The following is a 25652-nucleotide window of genomic DNA, read 5'->3' on the forward strand; positions in this document are numbered from 1 at the left end:
CATCAAAGACGCCTGTCAGGGAATTGTTATGTTCGCTGCTCTACCAGTCGTAATCAACTGGTAAATCCGGGCTGATCCGTTGTCGAATATCTTCTCCGCTTTGCCGCTGGTAGCTAGTTCGTTCTCGATCTTTGGGAAAACGCTGACGTGAAGTAAGCCTTCCTGTACAGCATACCGCTGTTGGCTATCGGAAAAAACGATGAATTTTCGATCCGCGCTCCGCGCGTTATCGATATAATTTTCGACATCGCCAGGGCTGACTCGATCCTGCCCATAGTTCAGAAGATATTGCAGGGAGTATGGTTCACCCGCATGAAGATAGAAGGGATAGTTTCGGCCAATCAGCAGCGGAAAATATTCAGCGTACGTCTGGAAAACTAAGTCTCCGTTGTGGACGCGTGCGTCAAGCCATTTGGAAGCAATTACGTCGGCTTCGGCAACTCGGTATTTCGCTTCGGGCTGAAAATAGACGGCGGTGAACAGCAAAGCCATTGCGGCGAGTGAAAGGGCCGCCCCGTAAACGGCTCTACGGGTTCTGAGCGGTCCCGACCAGAAAAGCCAGGCCACCCCGATGGACAACCATGGCAATGCGAACAGGTAGACGCGCAGCCGGCCCTCACCGCCGTATGATTGCCCGAGAAGAACGAACAACGGCGCTGCGGCCAGCCAACCTACGAGCAGCGTTATCTGCGCTTCGCCACGCAGGAAATGGCGCACGTACCCGGCCAAGGCGAGCACGGCGGTCAAGGCAGAGAGAACGTTCACTGCCAGCGCCTGCCACTGTGCCGCCTCCGTAATCGTCCCAGCGGTTGTCAGTCTGTAACTTGCGTTTCCAAGGAAATCGACGCCGCTCAACAACCCATAACTCTTGTCGACGTAGTCCCAATTAGGAAGCAGGTAGCCGATTGCGATTGCCAACAGTACCGGGCCCGCCCATCTAGGCTTGAAGAATCCAAATAAAAACAACGGGCAGAGCCCAAGGACAGCCATATAGGGGGTCAGTTGGTGGGTTGCTGCGATGACCCCTTGGAGGACAAGAATCGCGACGACAGCCGCTATGCGGACAGCGCGGCCAGGAAAATCGTCACTCGCGGCGACGCTTCGCGGGCGCACTCCAGTCGACCAACGCACCCGTTTGAAAGGAGTGCTGCGAAGAAAGGTGAGGGCCGTGAGACACATGGCTAGGTAGAGCGTGAAAGCGAAGGCTTGTGGGGCGTAGTAGTTCTGGCCGACCCAATTGGTCAGCGTGAATACGAGGGCGGCCGTCCAGTACACACGAGGATTTGTAGAGATCGCGCGGGCGATGGCCACGACGATGAGGACGTCGGCGAGGGCGAATCCGATCTCCGCCCATGACGCGTACGCCAGTGCATCACGGTATCCAATTACCTCACCGAGAAACGCGCTCACAGAGAAGAAGCCGGGCCACCGGTTGTATATGTCGATCGAGGGATCAACACGACCGGCGGCGCTGACAAAGTCCGTTACGGCAATATGTTTGTACGTCCACGGCAATCGGGGAACGCTGGTCAGCAAGCTCGCGGACGCGTAAAGCATTACTACAAGACCTGTGATCGAGGCGCTCATTATCCACGTTGAACCCACCCGCCTGGCCACTACCCCCCAGACGCACAACGCAGTTGCCAGACCCACGGCAATGAACCAAGTAGCGGGATATGCGACCAGCAAGCCCATGTCGCCTAGTTGCCCGGTGTCGGTCGCTGCCAGCGCGACACTCCACATCAGAAGAGCGCCACCCAGGATCAACCACGGAACTAGATCGACGAGGCTGCACTGACGCAACCGATTTATCCACAGGCGAGCAGGATCAGAGGCTAATCCTGCACTACGGGCGGTGAGGAAAATGAGTGCGGATGCGGCTGCGAGCGTTGCAATCGCGACCAGCCGGGGATGCCACAGACCTGTCCAGGCCATTAAAAGGCTGAATACGGCCGCCAGTACACCGCTAGTCACCACAGTCCCGGCCAAACGTGTAGCCGGGTTGGCCACGGGAAGCCTACGTAGGAATACCCAGCCCGGGACAATCAACCACGTTGCCAGTTTGAACGAAGCGACGAGTGGGCCGCCGACGTCAACCAAAATAAAGGCAGCAGCCGCCAATCCGCAGAGGGTTAGACCACGTTCCCCTACGTGAAGCTGGCCGTATTTACGTGTCACCGGCTCCCGTGCCATCAACTTCTCATCGGGCAAGGTACTCATAGTGCTGGAACCTTCCTGCGCGTGGGGTGGCGCGTGCCGGGGTCGGCTCGGTGCCGGACCCGGGAAGCGCCGTTTCGACGAATTCTGCCGGATCCCCCACGCGCCCGCTTTAGCGCGCCTATGAACCACGGCAGGCAACCGAGCGCAACTACGACGCGGACCAGGTTCCACTCGGGGGATTGGGGAAGGAGGATGGAAGCTGCAGCGACCAGCATGACGACCACCACTTTGATAACCAGGCGCGCCGGAGAGTTGCGGATCGATTCCGCCGGAAGCGCCCTCCGCTGCAGTTTCGCCAGCAGGGAATACGCGAGAACGGTGGCGACTGCTGCACCTAGGATTCCAAGAGCCGGCACGAGCATGAAGTTGAGGACGATGTTGGTGACTGCGGCAACAGCCGTGACTAGTCCTATGACTGTGCCCCGTCGCTGAGTGATCAGCAGTTGACCGGTCGCACCACTTGCAGCCACCGGGAAAGCGGACACCGCGACAAGGAAGACGACGATTGCGAGTGATTCGGGTCGAAAACTGGGAGGTGCGACGACCCTGAGCGCGACCGGCGCAGCGACAGTGACTCCCAGGATCATCGGCATGAGGACCCGGTAAAGCTCGTCACGCGAGTGTGCTGCGAGCGCCCAACGGGCGGCATCGTCGCGAAGTGCTGCGAAGCGCGGCGTCCACGCTGTGCCGGTGAACGTAAGCAGGAGGATGACGACTGAGCCCACGACGTAAGCTACCTGGTAGCGGCCGGTTTCTTCCGTACCCTGTAGAACCTGAATTATGATTCGATCGCCAGCGCTGAGTAGGAAGATGGCAAGCCCCGCCATCGCGAGGGGGAACCCGAGCCTGATGGCCCGAGCAGCTACGGACCAGTTGACGAGTCCACGGATCGATGGCCGTGTAAGTACGACGCCCACAACCATTGCCAAGAATTGGCTTGCAACTCCGCCCCACGCGTACGTCGTTGCATCGTTGTGAAGCGTGAACAGTAGGATGAGGCCGACGGTCTGTCCTCCCATTGCCGAGATAGCACTCAGGAGCGCGAATGAGCGAAATCGATCCTCCGTCAACAATAGGGACAGCATCACCTGAACAGCTGCGCCCGGGCCAGTCCAAAGAATCACGGCCAGTATGAGATCAGGATAGGCTCCGAAGCCGATGGCGGACCGCCAAAATGGCGCGGTCACGCCGACGATCAATGTACCAAGCAGGGCTATCACCATGGCGACCGTGATGAGACCGCGAGATGCGCGGTCGTTCCCGTCCTCAGATCGTTGGAGCACGAGTGCCTTGTCGATTCCCAGCAAGGCGAGAACACTAATGACCTGGTGGAGAGCTATTGCCGATGCGAGCGCTCCGAACTCGGCGGGCGGCAGTGTATATGCGAGGATCGGCGACACGATGATCCCTGCGACCAATTGGAGGGACCATATGACCACGTAGAGCAAGCCTCGCCCGAACAGGTTCGAGTCGGGCGGCCCCGTCCCGTCTGGATTGGTCTCACGATTATTCGGGCTCATGTTTGGACCACTTCCTCCGCACAAGTTGAACTTGAGCGCAGAGAGAAACGGGCATCGATGGCATCAAGGACGGGGGTGCTGAACTCGGTCGAAAATTTCCTCGCGAAGAGAATCGGGACCTGCTGGGCTGCCGGCTTCTGTCGGCTCAGGAGCACGTCTCCGTGCTCCATTCCGAGCCACGCCGGGCTCTTGCGAGGAGTTTCATCCCACCCAATCCACCACAGGTTGGTTGGCACAAGTTGCGTCTTCCAGTGCGGTACAAAACGCGGCGAGTTAAGTATCGAGTAAACAAACGTCTCATCGGGCACCCAAGTCCGGCGCCAAAACCGCACAAGGTCTCGGTGCTCATCGGCTATCTCGACGACCGCTCTTGCGTGGTCACGTGCAAGAACCTTCGATTGGGACCCACCGGTAAACATCATGTTTTCAGGTAGGCGCCTGGGAATGGGAAGGCGAAGCATCCGCTTTGCGAAACCCCAGTGTCTATAGCGTAGACGCGAAAGGCCGCCGCTCCTGCCCCACTTGGCGTAGGGCAATTCGTTCACTTCAGCAAACGAATCGCCGATGTGCCCTTTCAAAAGGGCAGCTATAGCATTTGCGGGTGCGAGCGGATAATCAGAGCCGCTAAATAGCGCGACGTGTGTTGCCTCTGTGACTTCAAGCGCTGCCCGGTATCCTTCCAGCTCGGCGGCGACTAAACCCCATTGCCCCCAACTGGTGGCGGTTCGCTTGAGAAGGGCGCAGCGAGAAGGAAGGTTTGCTGTCATCGCGGAAAACGTGGCGTCGGGCGTCCGGGCATCGATGTGAAGAAAGATCGGGAACGGTTCGAGGGCCTCGATCAGACGGTGCAAGTGCACGGGATCAGCATGCGCGAGGATCACGCACGCAAGTCTCGGGGCCAGGGGGGATTCGCCGTTCACCTGGCTACCCTCTCACCGGACCTGCGCTGGAGCAGGTAGTTGAGGGGGCCGCGCGCCACCGAGATAAGCTCGAGACGTCCTATCCTCGCGATCTCCCGATCCCATTCGTCGAGAGATTCCGTTGCTGCCCCTGCAGGCTTCTCTGCCGTCCCCTGCGCCAGCGACAATAGACGACGTACTGCATGGGGGCTCCTGGCGAGAGCCAATCGAGCGGTGCGGGGGTCCATGAGCAACTTAGTAATCCAGGCACCCAGAGCGTTGCCGTAGGCGCGCGCCTGAAGGCGAAGCGCGTCAACGTCGTCACGGTGGCGATGCCAGACGATGGCGGCCGGCTCGACGACGAGTGTGTGGCCGTTGAGAATCAGCCGGGTGAACATGTCTATGTCTTCTGCGCCGCCTGTGCGGGTGCCGGCACCGAAGGCGGTGTCGAAAGCACCAATACTCAATGCGGTGCGTCGATCGAGTGCGAAATTCGCACCTGTGCTGAATGCGCCGCTTGTAAAGGGAAACATCGGCAAATCGGCAGGAGGCTCGGCGAGCGAAAAAACCTTTGGTTCTATGTTTTTTGACCAGCTGACTCGGTCCTCGAAGTACGCTTGCGTGCGCGTGCGTAGTTCTCCGGCGGGCACCAGCCCGCTGACGCAGGCAACGTTAGGCGCGCGCCGGAAGCCGACGGCAATTTCCCTGAGCCATCCCTGGTCAACCACCGTGTCGTCGTCAGTGAAAGCGACAATGTCCCCGCGCGCGTGGCGAAGGCCCGTGTTGCGGGCATGGGCAAGTCCTGGAACGCGCTCGGCGATGAGACTCACGCGGGGATCACGGAACTCGTCACGCACGATGTCTCTGGTCTCTGTTGTCCGTGCGGCATTGTCGACCACGAGAACCTCGAAGTTTGGATAGTCGAGCCGCAGTATGGCAGCAAGAGAGCCCCGGAGATGAGAGGCTCGATCCCTCGTGCAGACAATTACCGTGATGGCGGGCGTGGAATCAGAAGCTGAGGTGGCTCTCGCTTCTGGAAGCGCTTCCACCGCAGCCGTAAGGAGGCCGCAGTCGACCAGCCCGCCGGGAGCTTCGACGTCGACAAAGCCTCGCACGGATGAGCCCTCGCGGACGAGCAATCTAGCGCGCTCATACCCGCCAGAATCGAGCAGTTTCAGTCGCGAGTGCTGCACCACGCTGCAGAGGTCGACGGAGCCAATCCAACGCGCACCCTGCCAATCGGGCGGGGTGAGGCTCTCCATAGCGGGTACTACCTCAAGGTCCGTATCATCAACATTTTGCATCCTCACAGGCACGCTCATTTGCTTTCCTCCGTCGTCGCTTCAGTTAGTCCACGCGGGGCGGCCTTGACTGCCCTCAAGGGTTGGGATCCGGAGGCAAGCTGCCGCCCTCTCATGTATCCGGCAGCTGTGAACGCCAACACCGCGACCAGAGTCCCGGCCCGGGCTAGACCCCAAGGGTCGGAACCTCGGGCCCAGTCGAGCACCCCAGCGAATACGGCGCGGGGTACGACACTATGGACATATCGCCGCTCCGGTCCCAGAGCCCGTTTCTGGCCTACGACTCGACTCATTTGGGCCTTGGAGATCCCCTCCGACCAGGAGCGCGACAACATGTATCGCAGTGTCCCCCTGTGTGCCGGAACATGGTGGTGCACCAAGGCCGCCGGTTCATAGACCACCCGTGACCCCGGTGTGCCTATGACGGACCGGATGCAGATCTCGGTCTCCTCACAGCCGAATGGTTTCGTGCCTTGACGCCCAAGCTCAACATTGAAGCCGCCGACTCGTCGAACTACGTCAAGCCGAAAGGACATGTTTGAGCCGATGACATTTCGCACCTCAGAGGCGACCTTGGGCATTCCGCGGTGGCTGCACCCGACAATCCAGTCAAGTTCCTCGCCAAAGTGGGCGGGACGGACTGTTTCCCACACTGGCTCGACGCGCCCACCGACGGCCAGTACATCCACGTCGTCATAAAAAGCCGTCAGTCTCTCGAGCCAATCCGGGGATGCAACAGCGTCGTCGTCCAGAAAAGCAACGACGTCAGAGGTCACGAGGCCGACCCCGGTGTTGCGTGCCCCGGAGAGTCCTTGGGGTCCCGTATTCTCCACGACTGTGGCGCCCTCTACCGTGGCGATGAGGCGCTTGTAGAGGTTCACGTTGTAATCAACCACGACGATCACCTGTTGCGGGACAAGCGTCTGGGCATGGACGGAGCCGATGACATCCATCAACAGGTCCCAGCGCTCCTCCGTGTAGGAACAAATGACCACGGATGCATTGGGGGATTCACTAGAAGTAGACACATTAAACTCCTTCTGCCAAGGCCAGAACGGCCCGTGGATCAGTCGGTATGCGGGGATACCGGACGTTGGGGTACGTATACTTCACCCTCCGGAGCGCTTCGGGACGGGCGCCGGCTGTTGGAGCCTCCCAAATGCTGCACTCGCGCGCCAGCGTGCGCAGGACCCTCCACCCGTCACGAAACGTCTGTAGATGCGAGGTTCCCGATATGCGGTCAAGCTCGGTGCTTGGTACTTCCGCAATCCGGAGGCCGGCCTTGGCTGCCCGGACGATCAGTTCGGTCTCGATCTCAAAACCGTCGGACTCCAACTGCAGAACCTCCAGGCATTCCCGACGCAAAGCTATGTATCCGTAGCAAAGGTCGGAGTAGTTGCTGTGCAGCATGGCGTTGGCCAACTCTGTCAGCACCCTGTTGCCTGCGTTCCGCAACCACGTCAGATCCTCGGAACCGCCCCCGGTGACATAGCGTGATCCCTTGACGAAGTCGTAGTCATGCTGAAGGGGGGAGACGAACCAGCCTATCTCCTGGGGATCCATACTTCCGTCGGCGTCCAGCATGACGATGATGTCCCCCGAGGCAGCGGCGAACCCGCTCCGAACTGCGAAGCCCTTCCCCGCCCGCGGCTCGGCCACGACAACCACGTCAGCGCGAAGGGCCCGCGCAACGTCTACTGTGTGATCGTGCGAACGCCCATCGACGATCACCACCTCGTCAACATACGAAGGCATGCGGCGAAGAACCCACGGCAGATTCATAGCCTCATTCAGGGTGGGGATGACCGCGCTCACCGACGCCGTCCGTGACGAGATGCTCGACTCAGAGCGCACAATTGGAACTTGATTGGGAATAGTCACGGGCCTCACCATTTCAAGATATTTAGGGACATTGGAGGTGCCGTCGCGCCCTAATTAGAGGACGTCGGCGCGGCAGCACTGCAGACATTTCAGGTGGACTTGCCTGGTGCCCAATCGTGCAGTAGGTACGATCGCTGCAGCATGTAGTAATACGAAGTGACGGCAGTGGAAGCGGCCAGCTAGCAGGACATCGGAGACCAAAGACTCATGGGTTACCGGTTCGCATGGTCGGTATCTTCCGGTCGCGCGCCTGCCCGGTCCTGGTCCCAGTCCATCCGAGCCAACTGCTCTCCGTATGGCATTGGCTGCTTCGGCAGTGCTGCCTCCCAACAAGTCTGGTTCAGGGCTGATCGACGAGATTCTCTGCTGCTCTCGGGATGGACCGCGATCACCCGTCTGCCAATACTTTCGGCTTCAAAGCTTCCCATCTCAGTCGCCAGCATGCGGACGGGCTCAAAGGCTTCCGCAACTTTCCGCCTCGCCTGGGCGCCGCGGAAGATCGCGATTCCGCGGAGCCTCTCGGCGGCCATGTAGGGTTTGTCGCGCTGGTCGCCGTGCATCAGTACCGCTTGCACTTTCGCTTCCACGTAATCGTCGATATCAACGAAGACGCAGGGATCGAATTCACGCGTGGCAGAAGGGCTCTCATAACAGAGGATCGACGAGTGCCGACGCGCGGCACGCAAAGTGGCGGCGTGGACTGCCTGGTGGTCCTGATGATAGTCGTGATGCGAGTGGGTGAGGATGATGTCTGGCTTGAAGCGCGCGATCGCGGCTTCAATCTCCTGAATCATTTCTTGGGCGTGGCCGGCCAAGTCGGCGTCCGTGAAACTGAAGTGCTGTAACCCGGCCAGCCCAAGGAAGGACGCGCCCCGACGTGCCTCACCGCAACGTGCCTCCACGTTTCCGCCCCGCTCGCCGTCGCTCATCACCAACTCTTGTACCTCATGGCCTGAATCCACGAACTTCGCCAGCGTTCCGCCGCAGGCAAGTTCGAGGTCGTCCGGGTGGGCGGCAATGGCCAGCACTCGCCGAGGGTGACGGGCGGGAGACCTCCGGATTCGCAGTGAAGCCATCGGAACGGCTGCTATCGTCAATCCTGCCGTCGTTGCCGTTAGGTCGGCCGCCAGCCAGAGTCCCATAGGATCCAAGACAAACGCGGTAAGGTTCGCCAGAAGCAGCACACTGGTCACTGCGACTGCGAGCCCGCGGAGCGCAGTGGGGTGCCGAAACCTGCGGTGAACCAAGGCTTTCCCTACCAACGTGGTCACCAATAGGCCGGTTAATAAGACGATCAGCAAAGCGTAAAGTGATATCACAGCAAGGCCTTTCAATTCTTCAGTTGGCGTCACTCATCACGCGCGGCACCTGCGCCGCCATGCGGAATCCTGCCTGAGAAGTAGAAATAATCGTTTCGTTTGTTGCCATCAAAGCGGCAAAAGGTAACTTGCGGCGGACGTGGCAGGGGGACTAGATTTCGGATGGTGCGCGGACCGCCGACCATCGCAAATCGAATCACGCGTATTCTGTGCGCCTCGGGCTAAGCCCCACCTGTCTAAATGAGGAGCGGGATTGCACCTTTGTGCTTCGGGGTGTCGCCCCATGTTTCCCACGACGGGCGCCTGGACGTCGGAGCTTCGGAAGGCACAACCCGGCGTTCTTGTTAGTCATATTGGCAACGAATGCCTTGACGGCAGGTAATTAGGCTCGGCACGGAGACCTCCTATATCAAGCGCTGTTGGGCGCGATTAGGGGTAATGTTGAGACCGTGGCGCAAGGAGGAGAGGGCTTCCAGCAAGCCCAGCACAATCAATTCCACATTCGCCGAGGCATCGGCAAGATAGCAGACGGGTGATCCACTGTTAATTCAGGAGCCCGGACAAATTGCGCGTTGAAGGAAGTTCCAGAAGTTAGTAGGAATTCCGGTTCTTCCGTCAAGAGTGCGTCCAACGTACAGGCGGCTTCTCTGCCGTGTCAAGGCCCTCAAATCAAATTACGGTTTTATCACTGCGTAATCGTCTCCAGTCGAGGCTGATGAAACTCCACGGTTCGCCTCTCGACCGATCCAGTTCAACGTGGGCTGCTTGGCCGGGCTCAATTGTGCAACGAGATTCTTGCGTAATTGCCTCTGGGGGCAGCAATACTGTGGAAGTGGAGAAAGTCGAAATACCGTCGCAGCGTAGGCCCTACTCCTTGACGTTTCCGGGCGGCTAAGACTCCGCCCTGGACTGGCCTGATGCGGATGAACAGCTCAGGTCCGGTCTCTGGCCGGTCGGCATCGTGGACACGCAGGTGTGCGTTCCGTTCGTCGGCAGGGCGGCCACGACCTACTAGAGGCTCTCCTGCCAGCTCGATTTCAGCGAGGAACTCAACGGCGTCACGGTCACGCTCGCGCCGGAGGAATAAACCGCGCCCCGTGAGCTAGGTGGGCGGGTCGCTCACCAGGATCCGCACCGAGCACAGGTCCCCGGCGGCCTTCTTCAGGGCCGCGGCGCGCGGATCCGGGACGTCCAGGAACGCCAGCCGCGCCAGGGCGGCGTACTGCTTCAGCACCGGCTCGGCCAGCACCAGCTCGGCCAGGGTCCTGTCACCGCCCGGCGCCACATACTCGATCCGGTGGTCCGCCAAAATCCTCGCGGCATGCTCCGCGACGGCCTCCACCAGGGCATCGGCCTGGTTCGCGCGGCGCCGGGCGAAGCGCTGCTGGGACCAGCCGCCGGCGGCCGTGCGGGACTGGACATGGCGGGTGCCGGTCTTGGACGCGAGCACAGCTCCGCCGCTGACCACGGCCACGGAATAGCCGCCGCGGCGGACCAGCACCGCGCCGAGGCATCGCGGCTGCGAGGCGAGCGCGGCCAGCCGGGACACGGCATCGCCGCCCCGGCCGGGACGGCCGTCCACCGGCCACGGCGGCTGGAGCAGCGCGGCGGCCCCGTCCGCGGCACGCAGCCGGAGGCCGCCGTCGAGCTCCTCCTGGACCAGCTCGCCGTGGCTCGCGGCGAACCGCTCCACCCACCCCGGGAGCCGCGCGCCGGAGACGAAGGCCAGCCGTAAGTCAGGGGATGCCATCGCGCGTGTCTCCAATGTTGGGCTGGCCGGTTGCCGGGGCCGGCGCCGGTGATCGGCACCGGACAACTACAAGTAGCCTATCTATGTGGATGATCTATTTGGCTCGGGGACGGACACCGACGATGCCGACGAGGCCGACGACGGCGACGGCAGGGCCTCCGAAGCCGGCCGCGCAGGCCGGCCCGCCTCGCCGCGCAGCCCGCTGGCGGTCCGGATGCGGCCGCGCACCCTGGATGACGTGGTGGGGCAGCAGCATCTGCTGGGCGCAGGCTCCCCGCTGCGCCAGCTGGCCGCGGGCACGGACGCGACCGGCCCCGCAGGTCCGAGTTCGCTGATCCTCTGGGGACCTCCCGGCACCGGTAAAACGACGCTGGCGCATGTGATCGCCAAGGGGCCTGGCCGGAAGTTCGTCGAGCTCTCGGCCATCACCGCCGGCGTCAAGGACGTCCGGCGCGTCATGGAGGAGGCCCTGACCGCCCGGGATCTGTTCAAGACCACCACAGTGCTCTTCCTGGACGAGATCCACCGCTTCAACAAGGCCCAGCAGGACGCCCTCCTGCCCGGCGTCGAGAACCGCTGGGTGGTGCTCGTGGCGGCGACCACCGAGAACCCGTCCTTCTCGGTGGTCTCCCCGCTGCTCTCCCGGTCCCTGCTGCTGACCCTCAAACCGCTCACCGACGCCGACATCGAGGGCCTGCTGCTGCGGGCCGTCACGGACGTCCGGGGGCTGGACGGCAGGGTCGAACTCAGCGCCGAGGCCATGGCCCACCTCGTCCGGCTCTCCGGCGGGGACGCCCGCCGGGCGCTGACCGCGCTGGAAGCGGCCGCGGGCGTGGCCTTCGGGGACGCGGACGACGTTGCCGGCGGCGGAGGCGCAGACGAAGAAACCGACGTCGGAGGCGCCGCCTCGGATCCGGTAAAGATCGGCCTGAAGCACACCGAACGCGCGCTCGATGTCGCCGCCGTCCGCTACGACCGCGCCGGGGACCAGCACTACGACGTCGCCAGCGCGTTCATCAAGTCGATCCGCGGCTCCGACGTCGACGCCGCGCTGCACTACCTCGCCCGGATGCTCGAGGCGGGGGAGGACCCGCGGTTCGTGGCACGGCGCATCGTCATCTCGGCCGCCGAGGATATCGGCATGGCCGATCCCACGGCCCTGCAGACCGCGGTCGCGGCGGCGCAGGCCGTGCAGCTGATCGGCATGCCGGAGGGCCGGATCGTGCTGGCGGAGGCAGTGGTCCACCTGGCCACGGCCCCCAAATCCAATGCCGCCTACCTGGGCATCAACAAGGCGGTCGCCGACGTCCGCGCAGGCCTGGGCAACGGCGTTCCCGCCCACCTGCGCGACGCCCACTACCCGGGCTCCAAGCAGCTGGGCCACGGGCAGGGCTACAAATACGCCCACGACGCCCCGCACTCGGTGGCCGCCCAGCAATACCCGCCCGACGACCTGGTGGGCCGCGACTACTACGAACCCACGGCCAACGGCGCGGAGCGGGACATCGCCACCCGGCTGGAGCGCCTGCGGAAGATCATCCGCGGCACCTGACGGGGCCGCCAGTGAATCCGCCTCCTGACACCCCTCTCCTGACTTCCCCTCCCTTGACTTCCCCTCCCTTGACTTCCCGCACGCGAGGTCTAACGTAGAAACAAGTTCAGCATCGACCTGCTGGACGTGCGTGCGTTAAACGAGTGCGTCATGAGCGTGCGCTTTGGGGGACCACGGCACACCTTGCCGGATATTCCTGTTCCAGCCCCAGGCCGGCGGCCGGCACATCATCAGCCTGGAGCCAACCCAAGTGCCCTCGTCCCGGATCCCAGGTAGTGTCCCATGTCCGTCAATATCGTCACAGCTTTGGCCGTTAAGTCCTTCGATGCCCCGGACAAGAAGCGGTGCCCGGAGAAGGCCGAATTCGATCTTGTCAGCGTGAACGACTACTCCGTGGCCCGGCTCATTCTGGACCCGGGCTGGCGGTGGTCGGAGTGCCTCAAATCCTTCGACGGGACGGGGTTGTGCCAGCACCACCATCTGGGATTCTGCATCTCCGGCGTGATGGAAGTTCAATCATCGGACGGACTGCGCTCCACCATCCGTGCCAACGACACGTACGCGATTCCTCCCGGCCACGATGAATGGGTAGTGGGGCCGGAATCGTTCGTGGCCGTTGAGTTCCTGGGCGCGGCGTCGCTCGGCAGGCGGGGCAGCGGCGGAGTGCACGCTAAAATCTGATAAGCTTGTTCGTTGTCTGGCAAGGCACGGACGCACACTCCACCAAATTCCTGATTCAATTCAGTTTTGTTTGGGGTTGCCCTGTGCCCAGTAGCAAAAGGCAGCGGTTGGCCGATGCTCTCCATCGTGGAGGCCAGTAACACTGACACACCGCAGATATTGGAAGGACACAAGTGGCTAACAACACTCGTGCTCGCCGTACAGCACGCCTCTCGCGTGCACTCGGCATCGCTCTGACCCCCAAGGCCGCCAAGTACATGGAGCGCCGCCCGTACGGCCCCGGTGAGCATGGCCGTGCCCGCAAGAAGCAGGACTCCGACTACGCCGTACGTCTGCGCGAAAAGCAGCGTCTGCGCGCCCAGTACGGCATCCGCGAAGCCCAGATGACCCGTGCCTTCGAAGAAGCACGCCGCACCAAGGGCCTGACCGGTGAAAACCTGATCGAACTGCTCGAAATGCGCCTCGACGCCCTCGTGCTGCGTGCCGGCTTCGCCCGCACCATCGCCCAGGCCCGCCAGCTGGTGGTGCACCGCCACATCCTGGTTGACGGCATCCGCGTCGACCGCCCGTCCTTCCGCGTCGGCGAGGGCCAGCTGGTCCACGTCCACAGCCGCAGCGAAGTCATGCCCCCGTTCCAGGTTGCAGCAGCCGGCGCACACCGCGACGTCCTGCCGATGGTCCCGGCTTACCTGGACGTCAAGCTTGACGCCCTCCAGGCCCGCCTGGTCCGCCGCCCCAAGCGCACCGAGATCCCCGTGACCTGCGAAGAGCAGCTCGTCGTGGAATTCTACGCACGCTAGATCCAACCCGGATCAAACGCAGTACATACAACGAAGCCCGCGGCAAGCGCCGCGGGCTTCTTTGTATGTAAGGTACTTGGGGGAGTTCTCCGGATGCCGTCCGCGCCACCCGGAGTGATCTGCAGGAACACATTGACCTGCAGGAACAAGACGCAACAAGGAGATGAATGTCTATGTCTGGTGGCGATATTGCCGGCCTGATCGCGGCCGGGGTGTTTGCACTGCTGGTCCTGCTGCTCGCCGTGCCGATTTTGAAGCTCGGCGGAGTACTTGACGAGGTGCGGACCTCCATCCGCTCGATCAGCGACGGCGCCACTCCGCTCATGGACGAAGTCACCGCCACCGTCTCCACCACCAACCAGCAGCTGAAGAAGGTCGACGGGATCGCCTCCAACGTCTCGGACGCTTCCGCCAACATTTCGGCGCTGTCCTCGCTTATGGCCGCCACCGTGGGGTCCCCGCTGATCAAGGTGGCCGCCTTCAGCTACGGCGTGCGCTCTGCCTTCACCGCCCGCAAGAAGCCCACCACCGGCCGCCGCAGCCGCTGAATCCAGCTGGAGAACCTGACATGAACAGAATCATCTGGATGGGAATCGGCGTCGCAATCGGCGTCATCGCCTTCCGCAAGATCACCCAGGCACAGTCGAACCTCGGCCCTGAGGGCCTGAACCGGGCGGTAGGACGGCTCGCCGACGGCCTGTATGACTTCGCGGATGCCGTCCGGGAAGGGATGGCCGAGCGGGAAACCGAACTCCGCACGGCCCTGGGCATACACGCTGGCATAGACACAGTCGTCAACAGCCAGGATGCACTCCGGCGCTAGCCGGGAGAGAATTGGAAAGAGCGGACTCCGCCGGAGGCAGCTAACAGGGCCGCTCGCAGGCGGTGGGCAGGGCAGCTAACAGCGCCACTCGCACGGCCGCCGCAGCCACCACAAAAAACCAATACCGGGACCCACACCCCGGAATCAAGCTTGTTCCGCGGACTACGCGCGTGGACAAAATACGCAGTGAATATTGAAGGGTATGTAATCAGCTCATGAAGTCGCAGGAGATCACCAAGCGCTGGATCGACTTTTTTGTCAGCAAGGGCCACACCGCGGTTCCTTCCGCCTCCCTGGTCTCCAGCGACCCTTCCCTGCTGTTCACGGTGGCCGGCATGGTCCCGTTCATCCCGTACCTGACCGCGCGCGAGGAGGCCCCCTACAAGCGGGCCACGAGCGTGCAGAAGTGCATCCGGACCGGCGACATCGAGGAAGTCGGCAAGACAGCCCGCCACGGCACCTTCTTCCAGATGTGCGGCAACTTCTCCTTCGGCGACTACTTCAAGGAAGACGCCATCAGGTTCGCCTGGGAACTGCTCACCACGAGCGTGGACGACGGCGGCTACGGCCTGGACCCCGAGCGCCTCTGGGTCACCGTCTACGAAGAGGACGACGAGGCCAAAGAGCTGTGGCTGAAGAACACCGGCGTCCCGGCCGGGCGGATCCAGCGGATGGGCAAGGCGGACAACTACTGGTCCACCGGCCAGCCCGGCCCCGCCGGCCCCTGCTCCGAGATCTACTACGACCGCGGGCCGTCGTATGGCGTCGAGGGCGGCCCCATCGCCGATGAGACCCGGTACATCGAAATCTGGAACCTCGTGTTCATGCAGTACCAGATCGACAACGTCCGCTCCAAGGTGGACTTCGACATCACCGGCGAACTGCCGATGAAGAACATCGACACAGGCCTCGGCATGGAGCGCCTCGCGATGATCCTGCAGGGCGTCGAGAACATGTACGAGACGGACCAGGTCCGCCCCGTGATCGACAGGGCCGCGGCCCTCTCCGGCCGCGAATACACCTCCGCCGAGACCCCCGAGGACCCGCACCACACCGACGACGTCAGGATGCGCGTCGTCGCCGACCACATCCGCTCCGCCCTCATGCTGATCGCCGACGGCGTCACCCCCACGAACGAGGGCCGCGGCTACGTGCTGCGCCGCCTGATCCGCCGCGCCGTGCGCTCCATGCGCCTGCTCGGCGTCGAAAAGGCCTGCCTCCCCGATCTCCTGCCCGCGTCCCGGGACGCCATGAAGGGCGTCTACCCCATCGTGGAGACGGACTTCGACCGCATCAGCCGGATCGCCTACGCCGAAGAAAAGGCCTTCCTGCGCACCATCGCCTCGGGCACGGCGCGGCTCGAAGACGCCGTGAAGGAGTCCAAGGCCGCCGGCAATCCGCTCTCCGGCGCCGACGCCTTCGCCCTGCACGACACCTACGGCTTCCCGATCGACCTCACCCTGGAAATGGCGGAGGAAGCCGGGCTCAAGGTCGACGAGCCCGAATTCCGCAAGCTCATGCTCGAACAGCGCCACCGCGCCCAGGCGGACGCCAAGGGCAAGAAGGGCGCGCACGCCGATCTCAGCGCCTTCCAGGAACTGCTCACCGCCGGTGAGACCGTCTTCACCGGCTATACCGACCTCTCCGGCGAGTCCAAGGTCCGCGGCATCCTGTCCGGCGGCCGGAAGGTCGCGCACGCATCCACCGGCGAGGAAATCGAACTCGTGCTTGCCGAGACCCCGTTCTACGCCGAGGCCGGCGGCCAGTCGGCGGACACCGGGCTGATCACCGGCGACGGCTTCGTCGTCGAGGTCCTGGACGTCCAGCTCCCCATCAAGGGCCTGAGCGTGCACAAGGCGATCGTCCGCGAAGGCGAGATCGGCGCCGACTCGCAGGTCCTGGCCGCCGTGGACGCCGAACGCCGCCACGCCGCCGAGCAGGCCCACACCGGCACGCACATCGTGCACGCGGCCCTGCACCAGATCCTCGGCCCGGAAGCCCTGCAGCGCGGCTCGTTCAACAAGGCCGGCTACCTCCGCTTCGACTTCGCCTGGGGCGAGGGCCTCAGCGCCGCCACCCGGTCCGAGATCGAGGAAGTCTCCAACATCGCCATCCGCAACAACTTCCGGGTGGAAACGAAGGTCATGGGCCTCGCCCAGGCCAAGGCCCTCGGCGCCATGGCGCTCTTCGGCGAGAACTACGGCAACGAGGTCCGCGTCGTGGAGATCGACGGCGCCTGGTCCCGGGAGCTCTGCGGCGGCACCCACGTAGGGAACACCGCCCTGATCGGCAGCCTGTCCCTGCTCGGGGACCAGTCCGTCGGGTCCGGAAACCGCCGCGTGGAGGCCTTCGTCGGAATGGACGCCTTCCGGCACCTGGCCGCCGAGCGCGCCCTCGTGACCGAGCTGACCGAAATGCTCAAGGTCCCGTCCGGGCTCCTCGCGGACCGGATCGCCACCACGCTGACCAAGCTCAAGACGGCCGAGAAGGAACTCGAGCGGCTGCGCAAGGCCCAGCTCACGGCCGCCGCCGCGCAGCTCGTCGGGACCGCCCGGGACGCCGCCGGGATCAAGGTCATCGCGCACGACGCCGGCCAGGTCAGCGGCGCGGATGACCTCCGCGGCCTCGCCCTGGACCTGCGGACCCGCCTCGGCTCCGGGCCCGCCGCCGTCGCCGTCGCCGGTGTCAGCAACGACCGCCCGGTGATCCTCATCGCCACCAACGAAGCCGCCCGGACGGCCGGTGTGAAGGCGGGCGCCCTCGTGCGGCTCGCCGCCGGAATCCTCGGCGGCGGCGGCGGCGGCAAGGACGACGTCGCCCAGGGCGGCGGCACGGACGCCGCCAAGGTCGGCGCTGCCCTGGCCGCCGTCGTGGATGCCATCACCCGGCGATAACGGGAAACGACGTGACTGAAGCTGCTGAGCCCGGCGTCTACCCCCGGGGTGTGAAACTGGGGGTGGACGTCGGCACCGTCCGGGTCGGCGTGGCGGTCTGTGACCGCGACTCCATCCTGGCGACCCCGCTGCGGACCCTGGACCGGAACGCGAAGAAGAACACCGACGTGCGCATCCTGGCGGCCCTGGCCGTGGAGCTGGGCGCCGTGGAGATCTTCGTGGGCCTGCCGCGGACGATGAAGGGCGAGGAGCATGCTTCGGCCCGGATGGCGACGGACTACGCCACGTTACTGGCCGGTGCGCTCAGGGACAGCGGGTCCGGGGTGCCGGTGCGCCTCGTGGATGAGCGGCTGAGCACCGTGACGGCCCACCGCAATCTCCGCGAAGCTGGCATGAGCAGCCGGGACCACCGTAAAGTGGTTGATCAGGTTGCGGCCGCTGGTATCCTGCAGCACGCGATCGATATGCAAAAGGCCAGGGGAACGGAGATCGGAAGCCGCGTTTACGCGGAGTCCGCTCCGGGGCCGGCCGGTAACGGCGCCGACGAAGCAGCAGAACGCCAGCAGCACAACCGCGATCAGCACAACCGCGATCAGCACAACATGGAAGGCTACAGTGAGCCCCGTCAACAGTGACGACACCGCAGGTGTCGCTTCCGGCGGTGCCGACCGGCCGCTGACGCGCAAGGAGCTCAGGGCCCGGGAGAAGTTCCTTGCGACCCAGGGTCACAACCTGATCCCGCCGCAGGCTTTCGAGACCGGCGAACGCACGCCGACGGCGGCAGTGCCGCCGGCACCAGCCGCAGTCCGGCCAACAGAAATTCAGCCGGGGCAAACTCAGCCGGCGGAAACTCAGACGGGGCAAACTCAGACGGCGGAAACTCAGACGGCGGAAACGCCGGAAGCCGTCGAGCCGGAAGCGCCGGAGGCCTCCGCGCCGCTCCCGCCAGCCGACACCCCGGAGCTGCCGGAGGCAGCCCCCACCGTCCATGAAGAGCCCGTCCAGGAAGCCGCTGTGCAGGAGTTCGCTGTGCAGGAAGCCGCTGTGCAGGAGTTCGCTGTGCAGGAAGCCGCTGTGCAGGAGTTCGCGGGCGGGATCCCGCACGCGGACGGGCAGCATCATCAGCCGGTACCGGAGCACGGCTATGAAGCCCATCATGAGGCTGAATTCCACGACGGCTACGCTGCCCGCCCGGATGATGAGGCCGGCCAGGCCTACGACGCCGCAGCGGTGCACGCCGCAGACCTGCACGACACAGACCTGCACGACACAGACGAAAACGACTATCCGGCCGGGCCCGGCCATGAACTGACAGGAGCCGCGAGCATCCGCACCGTCAAGGGCCCGTCCAAGAAGGTCCGGCGCCGCCGTCGTTTCCTGGCCCTGGTGCTGACGCTGACGGTGTTCGTGGTCGCGGTCGTCGTCGGCGCGCAGTTCCTCAAACCGCTCCTCGGAAGCGACACCGCCGCCGACTTCCCCGGACCGGGCACAGGCCAGGTGACGATCACCGTGCCGGAAGGCGCCGGCCCCAAGTCCGTCGCCACGGAACTCCAGGCCAAGAAGGTCGTCGCGAACGCCGATACCTTCCTCAAGGCCTTCACGGCCTCCGGCGGGGCGCTGAGCCCCGGTGACTTCACCATGCGCCTGGAGATGAAGAACTCCGACGCCGTGGATGTGCTGCTGAACAAGGACAAGGGCAAGGTCATGTACTTCGCCCTGAGTGCCGGGTTGAGGATCAGCGAATCCCTGCAGGCAATTTCCGAGGGCACCGGGATCCCCGCGGCCCAGCTCAAGGCCCTCAGCGATGCGCCGGCGCAGTTCGGCGTCCAGGACAAGGCTAAGAACCTCGAGGGCTTCCTCGCCCCGGGCGAATTCCGCTTCCCGCTGGGCACCTCCGGCAAGGCCATCCTGCAGAAGCTCGTGACCACTACCGTGGACGAGCTCAAGGCCCAGGGCGTCACGGATCCGGGCAGGCAATACGACGTCGTCACCGTTGCCAGCATCGTCCAGGCCGAAGGCGGCCAGGCGGAATACGGTGACGTCGCGGGGGCGATCTACAACCGGCTCAAGCCGGGCAACACAGAGACGAACGGGCTGATCCAGTCCGACGCCACGGTCACCTACGGGCTCGGCATCAGGAGCTTCCACATCGACGAGGTCCAGAAGGCCGACAAGTCCAACCCGTACAACACCTACGCCAACACCGGCCTGCCGGCCGGGCCGATCGGATCGCCCGGGAAGACGGCCATCGACGCCGCCGCGAAGCCCAAGGCCAACGACTACCTGTACTGGGTGACCATCAACCTCGACACCAAGGAGACGAAGTTCTCCAGGACGCTGGCGGAGCACAACACCTACGTGGCCATGTACAACGACTGGTGCGCGTCAAACCCGGGACGCTGCGTATGACGCTGCGGGCTGCCGTACTCGGACACCCCATCGGCCATTCGAAGTCCCCGGCCCTGCACCGGGCCGCGTACGCCTACCTCGGCGTGGAGCTTGCCTACTCGGCCATTGACGTGACCGAGGAGCAGCTGCCGGATTTTATGGCCGCCGTGCGGGACGAGGTACGGAAGGATGGCGGCTGGCGCGGATTGTCGGTGACCATGCCGCTGAAGTCCGCCATGGTCCGGGAAATGGACGAGATCCGCGGTGTGGCACGCACCCTGGGCGTCGTCAACACTGTCGCTTTTGAGCGCGGCGATTCCGGATCCGGCCCGTCCGGAGAAAACAGCGCCTCCACCCGCCTCATCGGGTACAACACCGACGTCGCCGGCATCGTCAACGCCCTCCGGCACGCGGGGGCCGCAGCCGCGCCCACCGCCGTCGTGCTGGGCGGCGGCGGGACGGCGGCCGCCGCCCTCGCTGCCCTGAAGGAGTTGGGCGCTCCGGGCGCTGACGTGTTCGTGCGCGATGTCAGCCGCGCCGCCGAAGCCCGCGCCGCCGCTGCTGCCCTCGGGCTCCCTGTGCAGGTGCTCCCGATCGCCGGCGCGGCCGCCGCCATCGCCGCGGCCGACGTCGTCATCTCCACCCTGCCGCCCCGCGCCGCCGACCGGCTTGCCGCCGAGGTGCGGCGGGAACTGCAGCGGGAATCCGCCCGCGGAACCGCCTCCGGACCGGCCCCCGGAAAACCGGGCGTGCTGCTGGATGTGGCGTACGATCCGTGGCCCAGCCGGATCGCCTCCGTCTGGCAGGACGCCGGCGGCAAAGTTGTTCCCGGCCTGGAAATGCTGATCTACCAGGCGGTGGAACAGGTCCGCCACTTCACCGGGCTGGGCGGGGCGGTTCCGGCCGAAGTCACAGATGTGATGTGTGACGCAGTCGGGGCCCCTCGACGCGTGGTGTAAGTGCCGGACATGGCAGGATGGAATTTATGTTGCGTTGGTTGACTGCCGGAGAATCCCATGGTCCGGCACTGGTCGGAATAATTGAAGGCGTGCCCGCCGGTGTCGAGCTCACCGGCGCCCTGGTCGCGGAGGCGCTGGCCCGCCGGCGCCTCGGCTACGGCCGCGGTGCGCGGATGAAATTTGAACAGGACGTGGTCACGATCCTCGGCGGCGTCCGCCACGGACTGACCCAGGGGGGCCCCGTTGCCATCCAGATCGGCAACACCGAATGGCCCAAGTGGGAGCAGATCATGTCTGCCGATCCCGTGGCCCCCGAGATCCTGGCCGACCAGGCGCGGAACGCCCCGCTGACCCGGCCCCGGCCCGGGCACGCCGATTTCACCGGCATGCAGAAGTACGGCTTCGACGAGGCCCGGCCCGTCCTGGAGCGCGCCAGCGCACGCGAGACCGCCACCCGGGTGGCGCTCGGCACCGTCGCCGCGGCATTCCTGAAGCAGCTCGGCATCGAGCTCGTTTCCCACACCGTTTCCATCGCCAGCGTCGCCGTTCCGGAAGGCCGGCCGCTGCCGGTCCCTGACAACGTCCTGGCCCTCGACTCCGACCCGCTGCGCTGCTTCGACCGCGAGACCTCCGACGCCATGGTGGCCGAGGTCGACGTCGCGCACAAGGAAGGCGAAACCCTCGGCGGCGTCGTCGAGGTCCTCGCCTACGGCCTGCCGCCGGGACTGGGCAGCTACGTCCACTGGGACCGGCGCCTCGATTCGCGCCTGGCCGCTGCCCTGATGGGCATCCAGGCGATCAAGGGCGTGGAGGTCGGCGACGGCTTCCTCACCGCGGCCCGCCGCGGCTCCGCCGCGCATGACGAGATCGTCAAGGACGAAAACGGCAGGATCATCCGCACGTCCAACCGCGCCGGCGGCATCGAGGGCGGCATGAGCATCGGCGACGTGCTGCGCGTCCGTGCGGCCATGAAGCCGATCGCCACCGTGCCCCGCGCCCTGAAGACCATCGACGTCAGCACGGGGGAGGCCGCCAAGGCCCACCACCAGCGCTCGGACGTCTGTGCCGTCCCCGCCGCCGGCGTCGTGGCCGAAGCCATGGTGGCCCTGGTCCTCGCCGAAGCGGTCACGGAAAAGTTCGGCGGCGATTCCGTGCAGGAAACCGCCCGCAACATCAAGGGTTACCTGGACAATATTCCGGCGTCCCTGGACTCGATCGGCCACTAGTGCCGGGCAGGAACAAGCCCGGGACCGGCCATCGCCCCGCAAGGATGAAGCCAGGGACCGGCCTTCGCCCCGCAGGGACCAGCCTGCGCGCCGCCCGGCCGATCGTCCTGATCGGGCCGATGGCCGTGGGCAAGTCCGCGATAGGGCAGCAGCTCGCCCAGCACCTGGCGGCACCCTTCGTGGACACCGACGTCGTGATTGTCGCCGCCCATGGCACCATTGCGGACATCTTCGCGGGCCGGGGCGAGCACGCCTTCCGCGAGATCGAAGCGCGGACGGTGGCCGAGGCCATCGAAGCGGCGGAGGGCAGCAATACCGTGATCTCGCTCGGCGGCGGGGCCGTGCTGGACTCCGGCACGCAGCAGCTGCTCGGCCGCTGTACCGTGGTCTATCTGGAATGCGACGCGGACACCGTCTCCGAACGCATCGCCAAGAACTCCGGCCGTCCGCTGTTGGCCGGCGACGCCATGGGGCGCTGGCGGACGCTCTTCGCCACCCGGCAGCCCGTGTACGAACGGCTCGCCGACCTGGTTCTCGATGTCCGGCACGGATCCGTGCCGGACCTGGCTCACCGGCTGGAAGATGCGCTGGAGGAGTATGCCGCCGCGAAGACCGCGGCGGGGCGCACACCAGCGGCGACAAAGGAAGTTGAAAAGTGAGTACCGAATCAACCGTCATCAAGGTCACCGGGCAGACCCCCGGTGAGAACTACGACGTCGTCGTGGGCCGCGGGCTGCTGGCAGGCCTGCCCGCGCTGCTGGGCGAGCGCGTCAAGCGCGTCCTCGTCGTCCACCCGCGTGCGCTCCGGCTCACCGGCGACACCGTCCGTGAGGAGCTGGCCGCGGCCGGCTTCACCGCGCTCACCGCCGAGATTCCGGACGCCGAAGAAGGCAAGCACATCGAGGTGGCGTCCTTCTGCTGGCAGGTGCTGGGACAAAACGACTTCACCCGCTCGGACGCCGTCGTCGCGGTGGGCGGCGGAGCCGTGACCGACCTCGCCGGCTTCGTCGCGGCGACCTGGCTGCGCGGCGTCAAGGTCATCCACCTGCCCACGAGCCTGCTTGGCATGGTGGACGCGGCCGTCGGCGGCAAGACCGGCATCAACACCGCCGAAGGCAAGAATCTCGTCGGGGCCTTCCACCCGCCCGCCGGCGTCCTGGTGGACCTGGACACGCTGGACACGCTGCCGAAGAACGAGATCATCTCCGGCATGGCCGAGGTCATCAAGTGCGGCTTCATCGCCGATCCGGCCATCCTCGAACTGGTCGAAAAGGATCCGGCGGCCGTGTCCGATCCCCGTTCCGCCGTGCTGCGGGAACTGATCGAGCGCGCCATCTCCGTCAAGGCCAAGGTCGTCTCCGCGGACCTCAAGGAAGCCGGCCAGCGCGAGATCCTCAACTACGGCCACACGCTGGGGCACGCGATCGAGCTCGCCGAGCGCTACTCCTGGCGCCACGGCGCCGCCGTCTCGGTCGGCATGATGTTCGCCGCGGAACTGTCCCGCAGCGTCGGGCGCCTCAGCGACGCCGACGCCGACCGGCACCGCAGCATCCTGGAGAGCCTGGGGCTTCCCGTCACCTACCGGCGGGACCGCTGGCAGGCCCTGCTGGACGGCATGCGCCGGGACAAGAAGTCACGCGGTGACCTGCTGCGCTTCGTGGTGCTCGACGGCGTCGGGCGCCCCGGCATCCTCGACGTCCCGGACACCTCCCTGCTGTTCGCCGCATACCAGGAGATAGCCTCCTGATGACACCCATCACAGGCGGGACCAGCGATTGGCCTGATGCCGGGTTCCCCGGGATCAAGGTCAACCCGGACAGCCTGATGCCACAGATCGTCAACGAGGAGGCCTGCGCCGCGGCGCTGGAAGCCTCGACGGATCCGGCGGACCTGATCTTCGTGCGCCTCGTCCAGGGCCACGCGGCGGAAGCCGCGGAACTGCTGGCCGAGGCCCGGTACACCAACCCCGGTTCGCTCCGGCTGCGGATCTTCGAGGCGGACGTGCTGCGGGTCTCCAACCGGTTCGACCGCGCCGTGGAGCTGTTCCGGCAACTGCTGGCCGAGACGCGCGGCACCCCGGACGAGGCGTCAATCCGCCAGCAGCTGGGCCGGTCCTACTTTGCCGGCGGCAACATCGCGGCCGCCGTCGAATCCTTCGCCAAGGCCCTCGATCTCCGGGTGGAGGGCTCCGCCGACGCGGCGCTGATCTACGCCTCCACGGTGGCGCTGCAGCGCGCCAGGGACGTCCTGGACCGGGCCTCCTAAGCGGAAGCCTGGGCCCCGTCAGGCAGCGGTCCGCCGGAACCGGTAGAATAGGTCTTGGATTTTTGATAAATAGGCGCTGGCGGGCCGCATGGCATGCCTGCCTGGCATAAACGGCTGGCAGCTAGAACCCGTCAGAAAAGAAACCAGAGGATACAGTGGCAACCACTAACGACATCAAGAACGGAACCGTCCTCAAGCTTGAGGGCCAGCTCTGGAACATCATTGAGTTCCAGCACGTCAAGCCCGGCAAGGGCGGCGCGTTTGTGCGCACCAAGATGCGCAACGTGATGTCCGGCAAGGTCGTCGACAAGACCTTCAACGCCGGACTCAAGATCGAGACCGCCACGGTTGACCGCCGCGACTACCAGTACCTGTACCAGGACGGCGCGGACTTCGTGTTCATGGACACACAGGACTTCGACCAGCTCACCGTTCCCGGTCCCACCGTCGGTGACGCCACCAACTTCATGCTCGAAAACCAGATGGTCAACATCGCCATCCACGAGGGCAACCCGCTCTACATCGAGCTGCCGCCGAGCGTCGTGCTCGAGATCACCTACACGGAGCCGGGCCTGCAGGGCGACCGCTCCTCGGCCGGCACCAAGCCCGCCACGCTCGAGACCGGCTACGAGATCCAGGTGCCCCTGTTCGTCGAGAACAACACCAAGGTCAAGGTCGACACCCGCGACGGCAGCTACCTTGGCAGGGTCAACGACTAGTGAGTGCACGCGGTAAGGCCCGTAACCGGGCCCTGGATGTTCTCTTCGAGGCGGAGCAGCGTTCCGTCTCGGCGTTCGACGTGTTGCGGTCCCGTCGCGAGCAGACGGACCAGATCGTCAACCCCTACACCCTCGAAATCGTCGAGGGCGTAGTGTCCCACCAGGTGGCCATCGACGAGTTCCTCGAAACGTACTCGCAGGGCTGGACCCTCGAGCGCATGCCGTCGGTGGACCGGATCATCCTCCGGATCGGCACCTGGGAACTGCTCTACAACGACGACGTCCCGGACGGTGTCGCCGTCAGCGAGGCCGTGGCCCTGGCCAAGACGCTCTCCACGGACGAGTCGCCGTCGTTCATCAACGGCCTGCTGGGCCGCCTGCAGCAGCTGAAGCCTTCGCTGCTCGCGTAGGTCCGCGCAGTTTAGGAAGAGCCCCGTTCAGGTCAGCCTGAACGG

The 25652-nt window shown here is 64.8% G+C and carries 23 protein-coding genes; 15 read left to right on the top strand and 8 right to left on the bottom strand.

Annotation, left to right across the window (positions count from 1 at the left end; translation table 11 throughout):
* Nucleotides 1-15 precede the first annotated feature (15 nt).
* From ACQCSZ_RS07750 to ACQCSZ_RS07785, 8 genes are all read right to left on the bottom strand, one after another.
* Complete coding sequence (locus ACQCSZ_RS07750) at nucleotides 16-2220, bottom strand: hypothetical protein (protein ID WP_427007447.1); 2205 nt, start codon at nucleotides 2218-2220, stop codon at nucleotides 16-18.
* Nucleotides 2217-3740, bottom strand: coding sequence for a lipopolysaccharide biosynthesis protein (locus ACQCSZ_RS07755; protein WP_427007448.1), 1524 nt, complete (start codon nucleotides 3738-3740; stop codon nucleotides 2217-2219). Before ACQCSZ_RS07755 ends, ACQCSZ_RS07750 begins: the two co-directional genes overlap by 4 nt.
* Nucleotides 3737-4621 carry a beta-1,6-N-acetylglucosaminyltransferase gene (locus tag ACQCSZ_RS07760; RefSeq protein WP_427007449.1) on the bottom strand — a complete coding sequence of 295 codons (885 nt, stop codon included), beginning with the start codon at nucleotides 4619-4621 and terminating at the stop codon, nucleotides 3737-3739. The genes ACQCSZ_RS07755 and ACQCSZ_RS07760 overlap by 4 nt, the downstream gene beginning before the upstream one ends.
* A 35-nt stretch (nucleotides 4622-4656) precedes the next feature.
* Entirely contained in the window at nucleotides 4657-5901 is a 1245-nt protein-coding gene (locus ACQCSZ_RS07765; RefSeq protein WP_427007450.1) for a glycosyltransferase, read from the bottom strand.
* A gap of 56 nt (nucleotides 5902-5957) precedes the next feature.
* On the bottom strand, nucleotides 5958-6968 hold the full coding sequence (locus tag ACQCSZ_RS07770) for a glycosyltransferase family 2 protein (RefSeq protein ID WP_427007451.1): 1011 nt from the start codon (nucleotides 6966-6968) through the stop codon (nucleotides 5958-5960).
* 1 nt (nucleotide 6969) lies between these two features.
* On the bottom strand, nucleotides 6970-7755 hold the full coding sequence (locus ACQCSZ_RS07775) for a glycosyltransferase family 2 protein (protein WP_427007452.1): 786 nt from the start codon (nucleotides 7753-7755) through the stop codon (nucleotides 6970-6972).
* 278 nt (nucleotides 7756-8033) lie between these two features.
* A complete protein-coding gene (locus ACQCSZ_RS07780; protein WP_427007453.1) occupies nucleotides 8034-8849 on the bottom strand; it encodes a PIG-L deacetylase family protein in 816 nt (271 codons plus the stop codon).
* A gap of 1393 nt (nucleotides 8850-10242) precedes the next feature.
* Nucleotides 10243-10890 (bottom strand): acVLRF1 family peptidyl-tRNA hydrolase, encoded by a 648-nt coding sequence (locus ACQCSZ_RS07785; protein WP_427007454.1) that lies wholly within the window; start codon nucleotides 10888-10890, stop codon nucleotides 10243-10245.
* 85 nt (nucleotides 10891-10975) lie between these two features.
* Between ACQCSZ_RS07785 and ACQCSZ_RS07790 the strand changes: the two genes are divergently transcribed.
* The 15 genes from ACQCSZ_RS07790 (at nucleotide 10976) to nusB (ending at nucleotide 25607) form a co-directional block, all read left to right on the top strand.
* Entirely contained in the window at nucleotides 10976-12442 is a 1467-nt protein-coding gene (locus tag ACQCSZ_RS07790; protein WP_427007455.1) for a replication-associated recombination protein A, read from the top strand.
* Nucleotides 12443-12724: 282 nt separating this feature from the next.
* Nucleotides 12725-13123, top strand: coding sequence for a cupin domain-containing protein (locus ACQCSZ_RS07795; RefSeq protein ID WP_427007456.1), 399 nt, complete (start codon nucleotides 12725-12727; stop codon nucleotides 13121-13123).
* A gap of 173 nt (nucleotides 13124-13296) precedes the next feature.
* Entirely contained in the window at nucleotides 13297-13923 is a 627-nt protein-coding gene (rpsD, locus tag ACQCSZ_RS07800) for a 30S ribosomal protein S4 (protein ID WP_211880215.1), read from the top strand.
* Nucleotides 13924-14096: 173 nt separating this feature from the next.
* Nucleotides 14097-14471, top strand: a complete 375-nt coding sequence (locus ACQCSZ_RS07805; RefSeq protein ID WP_427008280.1) for a DUF948 domain-containing protein — start codon at nucleotides 14097-14099, stop codon at nucleotides 14469-14471.
* A 20-nt stretch (nucleotides 14472-14491) separates the two neighbouring features.
* Complete coding sequence (locus tag ACQCSZ_RS07810) at nucleotides 14492-14746, top strand: DUF6167 family protein (protein ID WP_427007457.1); 255 nt, start codon at nucleotides 14492-14494, stop codon at nucleotides 14744-14746.
* A 215-nt stretch (nucleotides 14747-14961) separates the two neighbouring features.
* On the top strand, nucleotides 14962-17640 hold the full coding sequence (gene alaS, locus ACQCSZ_RS07815; RefSeq protein ID WP_427007458.1) for an alanine--tRNA ligase: 2679 nt from the start codon (nucleotides 14962-14964) through the stop codon (nucleotides 17638-17640).
* An 11-nt stretch (nucleotides 17641-17651) separates the two neighbouring features.
* Nucleotides 17652-18275, top strand: a complete 624-nt coding sequence (gene ruvX / locus ACQCSZ_RS07820; RefSeq protein WP_427007459.1) for a Holliday junction resolvase RuvX — start codon at nucleotides 17652-17654, stop codon at nucleotides 18273-18275.
* Nucleotides 18256-20049: an endolytic transglycosylase MltG gene (mltG, locus tag ACQCSZ_RS07825; protein WP_427007460.1), complete on the top strand. Its 1794-nt coding sequence runs from the start codon at nucleotides 18256-18258 to the stop codon at nucleotides 20047-20049. Before ruvX ends, mltG begins: the two co-directional genes overlap by 20 nt.
* Complete coding sequence (locus ACQCSZ_RS07830; protein WP_427007461.1) at nucleotides 20046-20987, top strand: shikimate dehydrogenase; 942 nt, start codon at nucleotides 20046-20048, stop codon at nucleotides 20985-20987. The genes mltG and ACQCSZ_RS07830 overlap by 4 nt, the downstream gene beginning before the upstream one ends.
* Nucleotides 20988-21013: 26 nt before the next feature.
* A complete protein-coding gene (gene aroC, locus ACQCSZ_RS07835) occupies nucleotides 21014-22213 on the top strand; it encodes a chorismate synthase (protein WP_427007462.1) in 1200 nt (399 codons plus the stop codon).
* 44 nt (nucleotides 22214-22257) lie between these two features.
* Nucleotides 22258-22872, top strand: a complete 615-nt coding sequence (locus ACQCSZ_RS07840; protein WP_427007463.1) for a shikimate kinase — start codon at nucleotides 22258-22260, stop codon at nucleotides 22870-22872.
* A complete protein-coding gene (aroB, locus tag ACQCSZ_RS07845; protein ID WP_427007464.1) occupies nucleotides 22869-23960 on the top strand; it encodes a 3-dehydroquinate synthase in 1092 nt (363 codons plus the stop codon). Before ACQCSZ_RS07840 ends, aroB begins: the two co-directional genes overlap by 4 nt.
* On the top strand, nucleotides 23960-24478 hold the full coding sequence (locus tag ACQCSZ_RS07850; protein ID WP_427007465.1) for a tetratricopeptide repeat protein: 519 nt from the start codon (nucleotides 23960-23962) through the stop codon (nucleotides 24476-24478). The genes aroB and ACQCSZ_RS07850 overlap by 1 nt, the downstream gene beginning before the upstream one ends.
* Nucleotides 24479-24633: 155 nt before the next feature.
* The gene (gene efp, locus ACQCSZ_RS07855) at nucleotides 24634-25197 is read left to right on the top strand and encodes an elongation factor P (protein ID WP_136322650.1); all 564 of its coding nucleotides are present in this window, start codon (nucleotides 24634-24636) and stop codon (nucleotides 25195-25197) included.
* Nucleotides 25197-25607, top strand: a complete 411-nt coding sequence (nusB, locus tag ACQCSZ_RS07860) for a transcription antitermination factor NusB (protein ID WP_427007466.1) — start codon at nucleotides 25197-25199, stop codon at nucleotides 25605-25607. The genes efp and nusB overlap by 1 nt, the downstream gene beginning before the upstream one ends.
* The last annotated feature ends 45 nt before the right edge of the window (nucleotides 25608-25652 follow it).

It is taken from the genome of Pseudarthrobacter sp. H2, from assembly GCF_050157045.1.
Lineage (GTDB): Bacteria > Actinomycetota > Actinomycetes > Actinomycetales > Micrococcaceae > Arthrobacter.

What these genes read in the sequence shown, in the direction of transcription:
- ACQCSZ_RS07750 (WP_427007447.1), bottom strand. Translation starts at nt 2,220, where the DNA reads ATGAGTACCTTGCCCGATGAGAAGTTGATGGCACGGGAGCCGGTGACA.
- ACQCSZ_RS07755 (WP_427007448.1), bottom strand. Translation starts at nt 3,740, where the DNA reads ATGAGCCCGAATAATCGTGAGACCAATCCAGACGGGACGGGGCCGCCC.
- ACQCSZ_RS07765 (WP_427007450.1), bottom strand. Translation starts at nt 5,901, where the DNA reads ATGGAGAGCCTCACCCCGCCCGATTGGCAGGGTGCGCGTTGGATTGGC.
- ACQCSZ_RS07785 (WP_427007454.1), bottom strand. Translation starts at nt 10,890, where the DNA reads ATGGCATCCCCTGACTTACGGCTGGCCTTCGTCTCCGGCGCGCGGCTC.
- ACQCSZ_RS07795 (WP_427007456.1), top strand. Translation starts at nt 12,725, where the DNA reads ATGTCCGTCAATATCGTCACAGCTTTGGCCGTTAAGTCCTTCGATGCC.
- ACQCSZ_RS07805 (WP_427008280.1), top strand. Translation starts at nt 14,097, where the DNA reads ATGTCTGGTGGCGATATTGCCGGCCTGATCGCGGCCGGGGTGTTTGCA.
- ACQCSZ_RS07810 (WP_427007457.1), top strand. Translation starts at nt 14,492, where the DNA reads ATGAACAGAATCATCTGGATGGGAATCGGCGTCGCAATCGGCGTCATC.
- alaS (WP_427007458.1), top strand. Translation starts at nt 14,962, where the DNA reads ATGAAGTCGCAGGAGATCACCAAGCGCTGGATCGACTTTTTTGTCAGC.
- ACQCSZ_RS07830 (WP_427007461.1), top strand. Translation starts at nt 20,046, where the DNA reads ATGACGCTGCGGGCTGCCGTACTCGGACACCCCATCGGCCATTCGAAG.
- aroC (WP_427007462.1), top strand. Translation starts at nt 21,014, where the DNA reads ATGTTGCGTTGGTTGACTGCCGGAGAATCCCATGGTCCGGCACTGGTC.
- ACQCSZ_RS07840 (WP_427007463.1), top strand. Translation starts at nt 22,258, where the DNA reads ATGAAGCCAGGGACCGGCCTTCGCCCCGCAGGGACCAGCCTGCGCGCC.
- ACQCSZ_RS07850 (WP_427007465.1), top strand. Translation starts at nt 23,960, where the DNA reads ATGACACCCATCACAGGCGGGACCAGCGATTGGCCTGATGCCGGGTTC.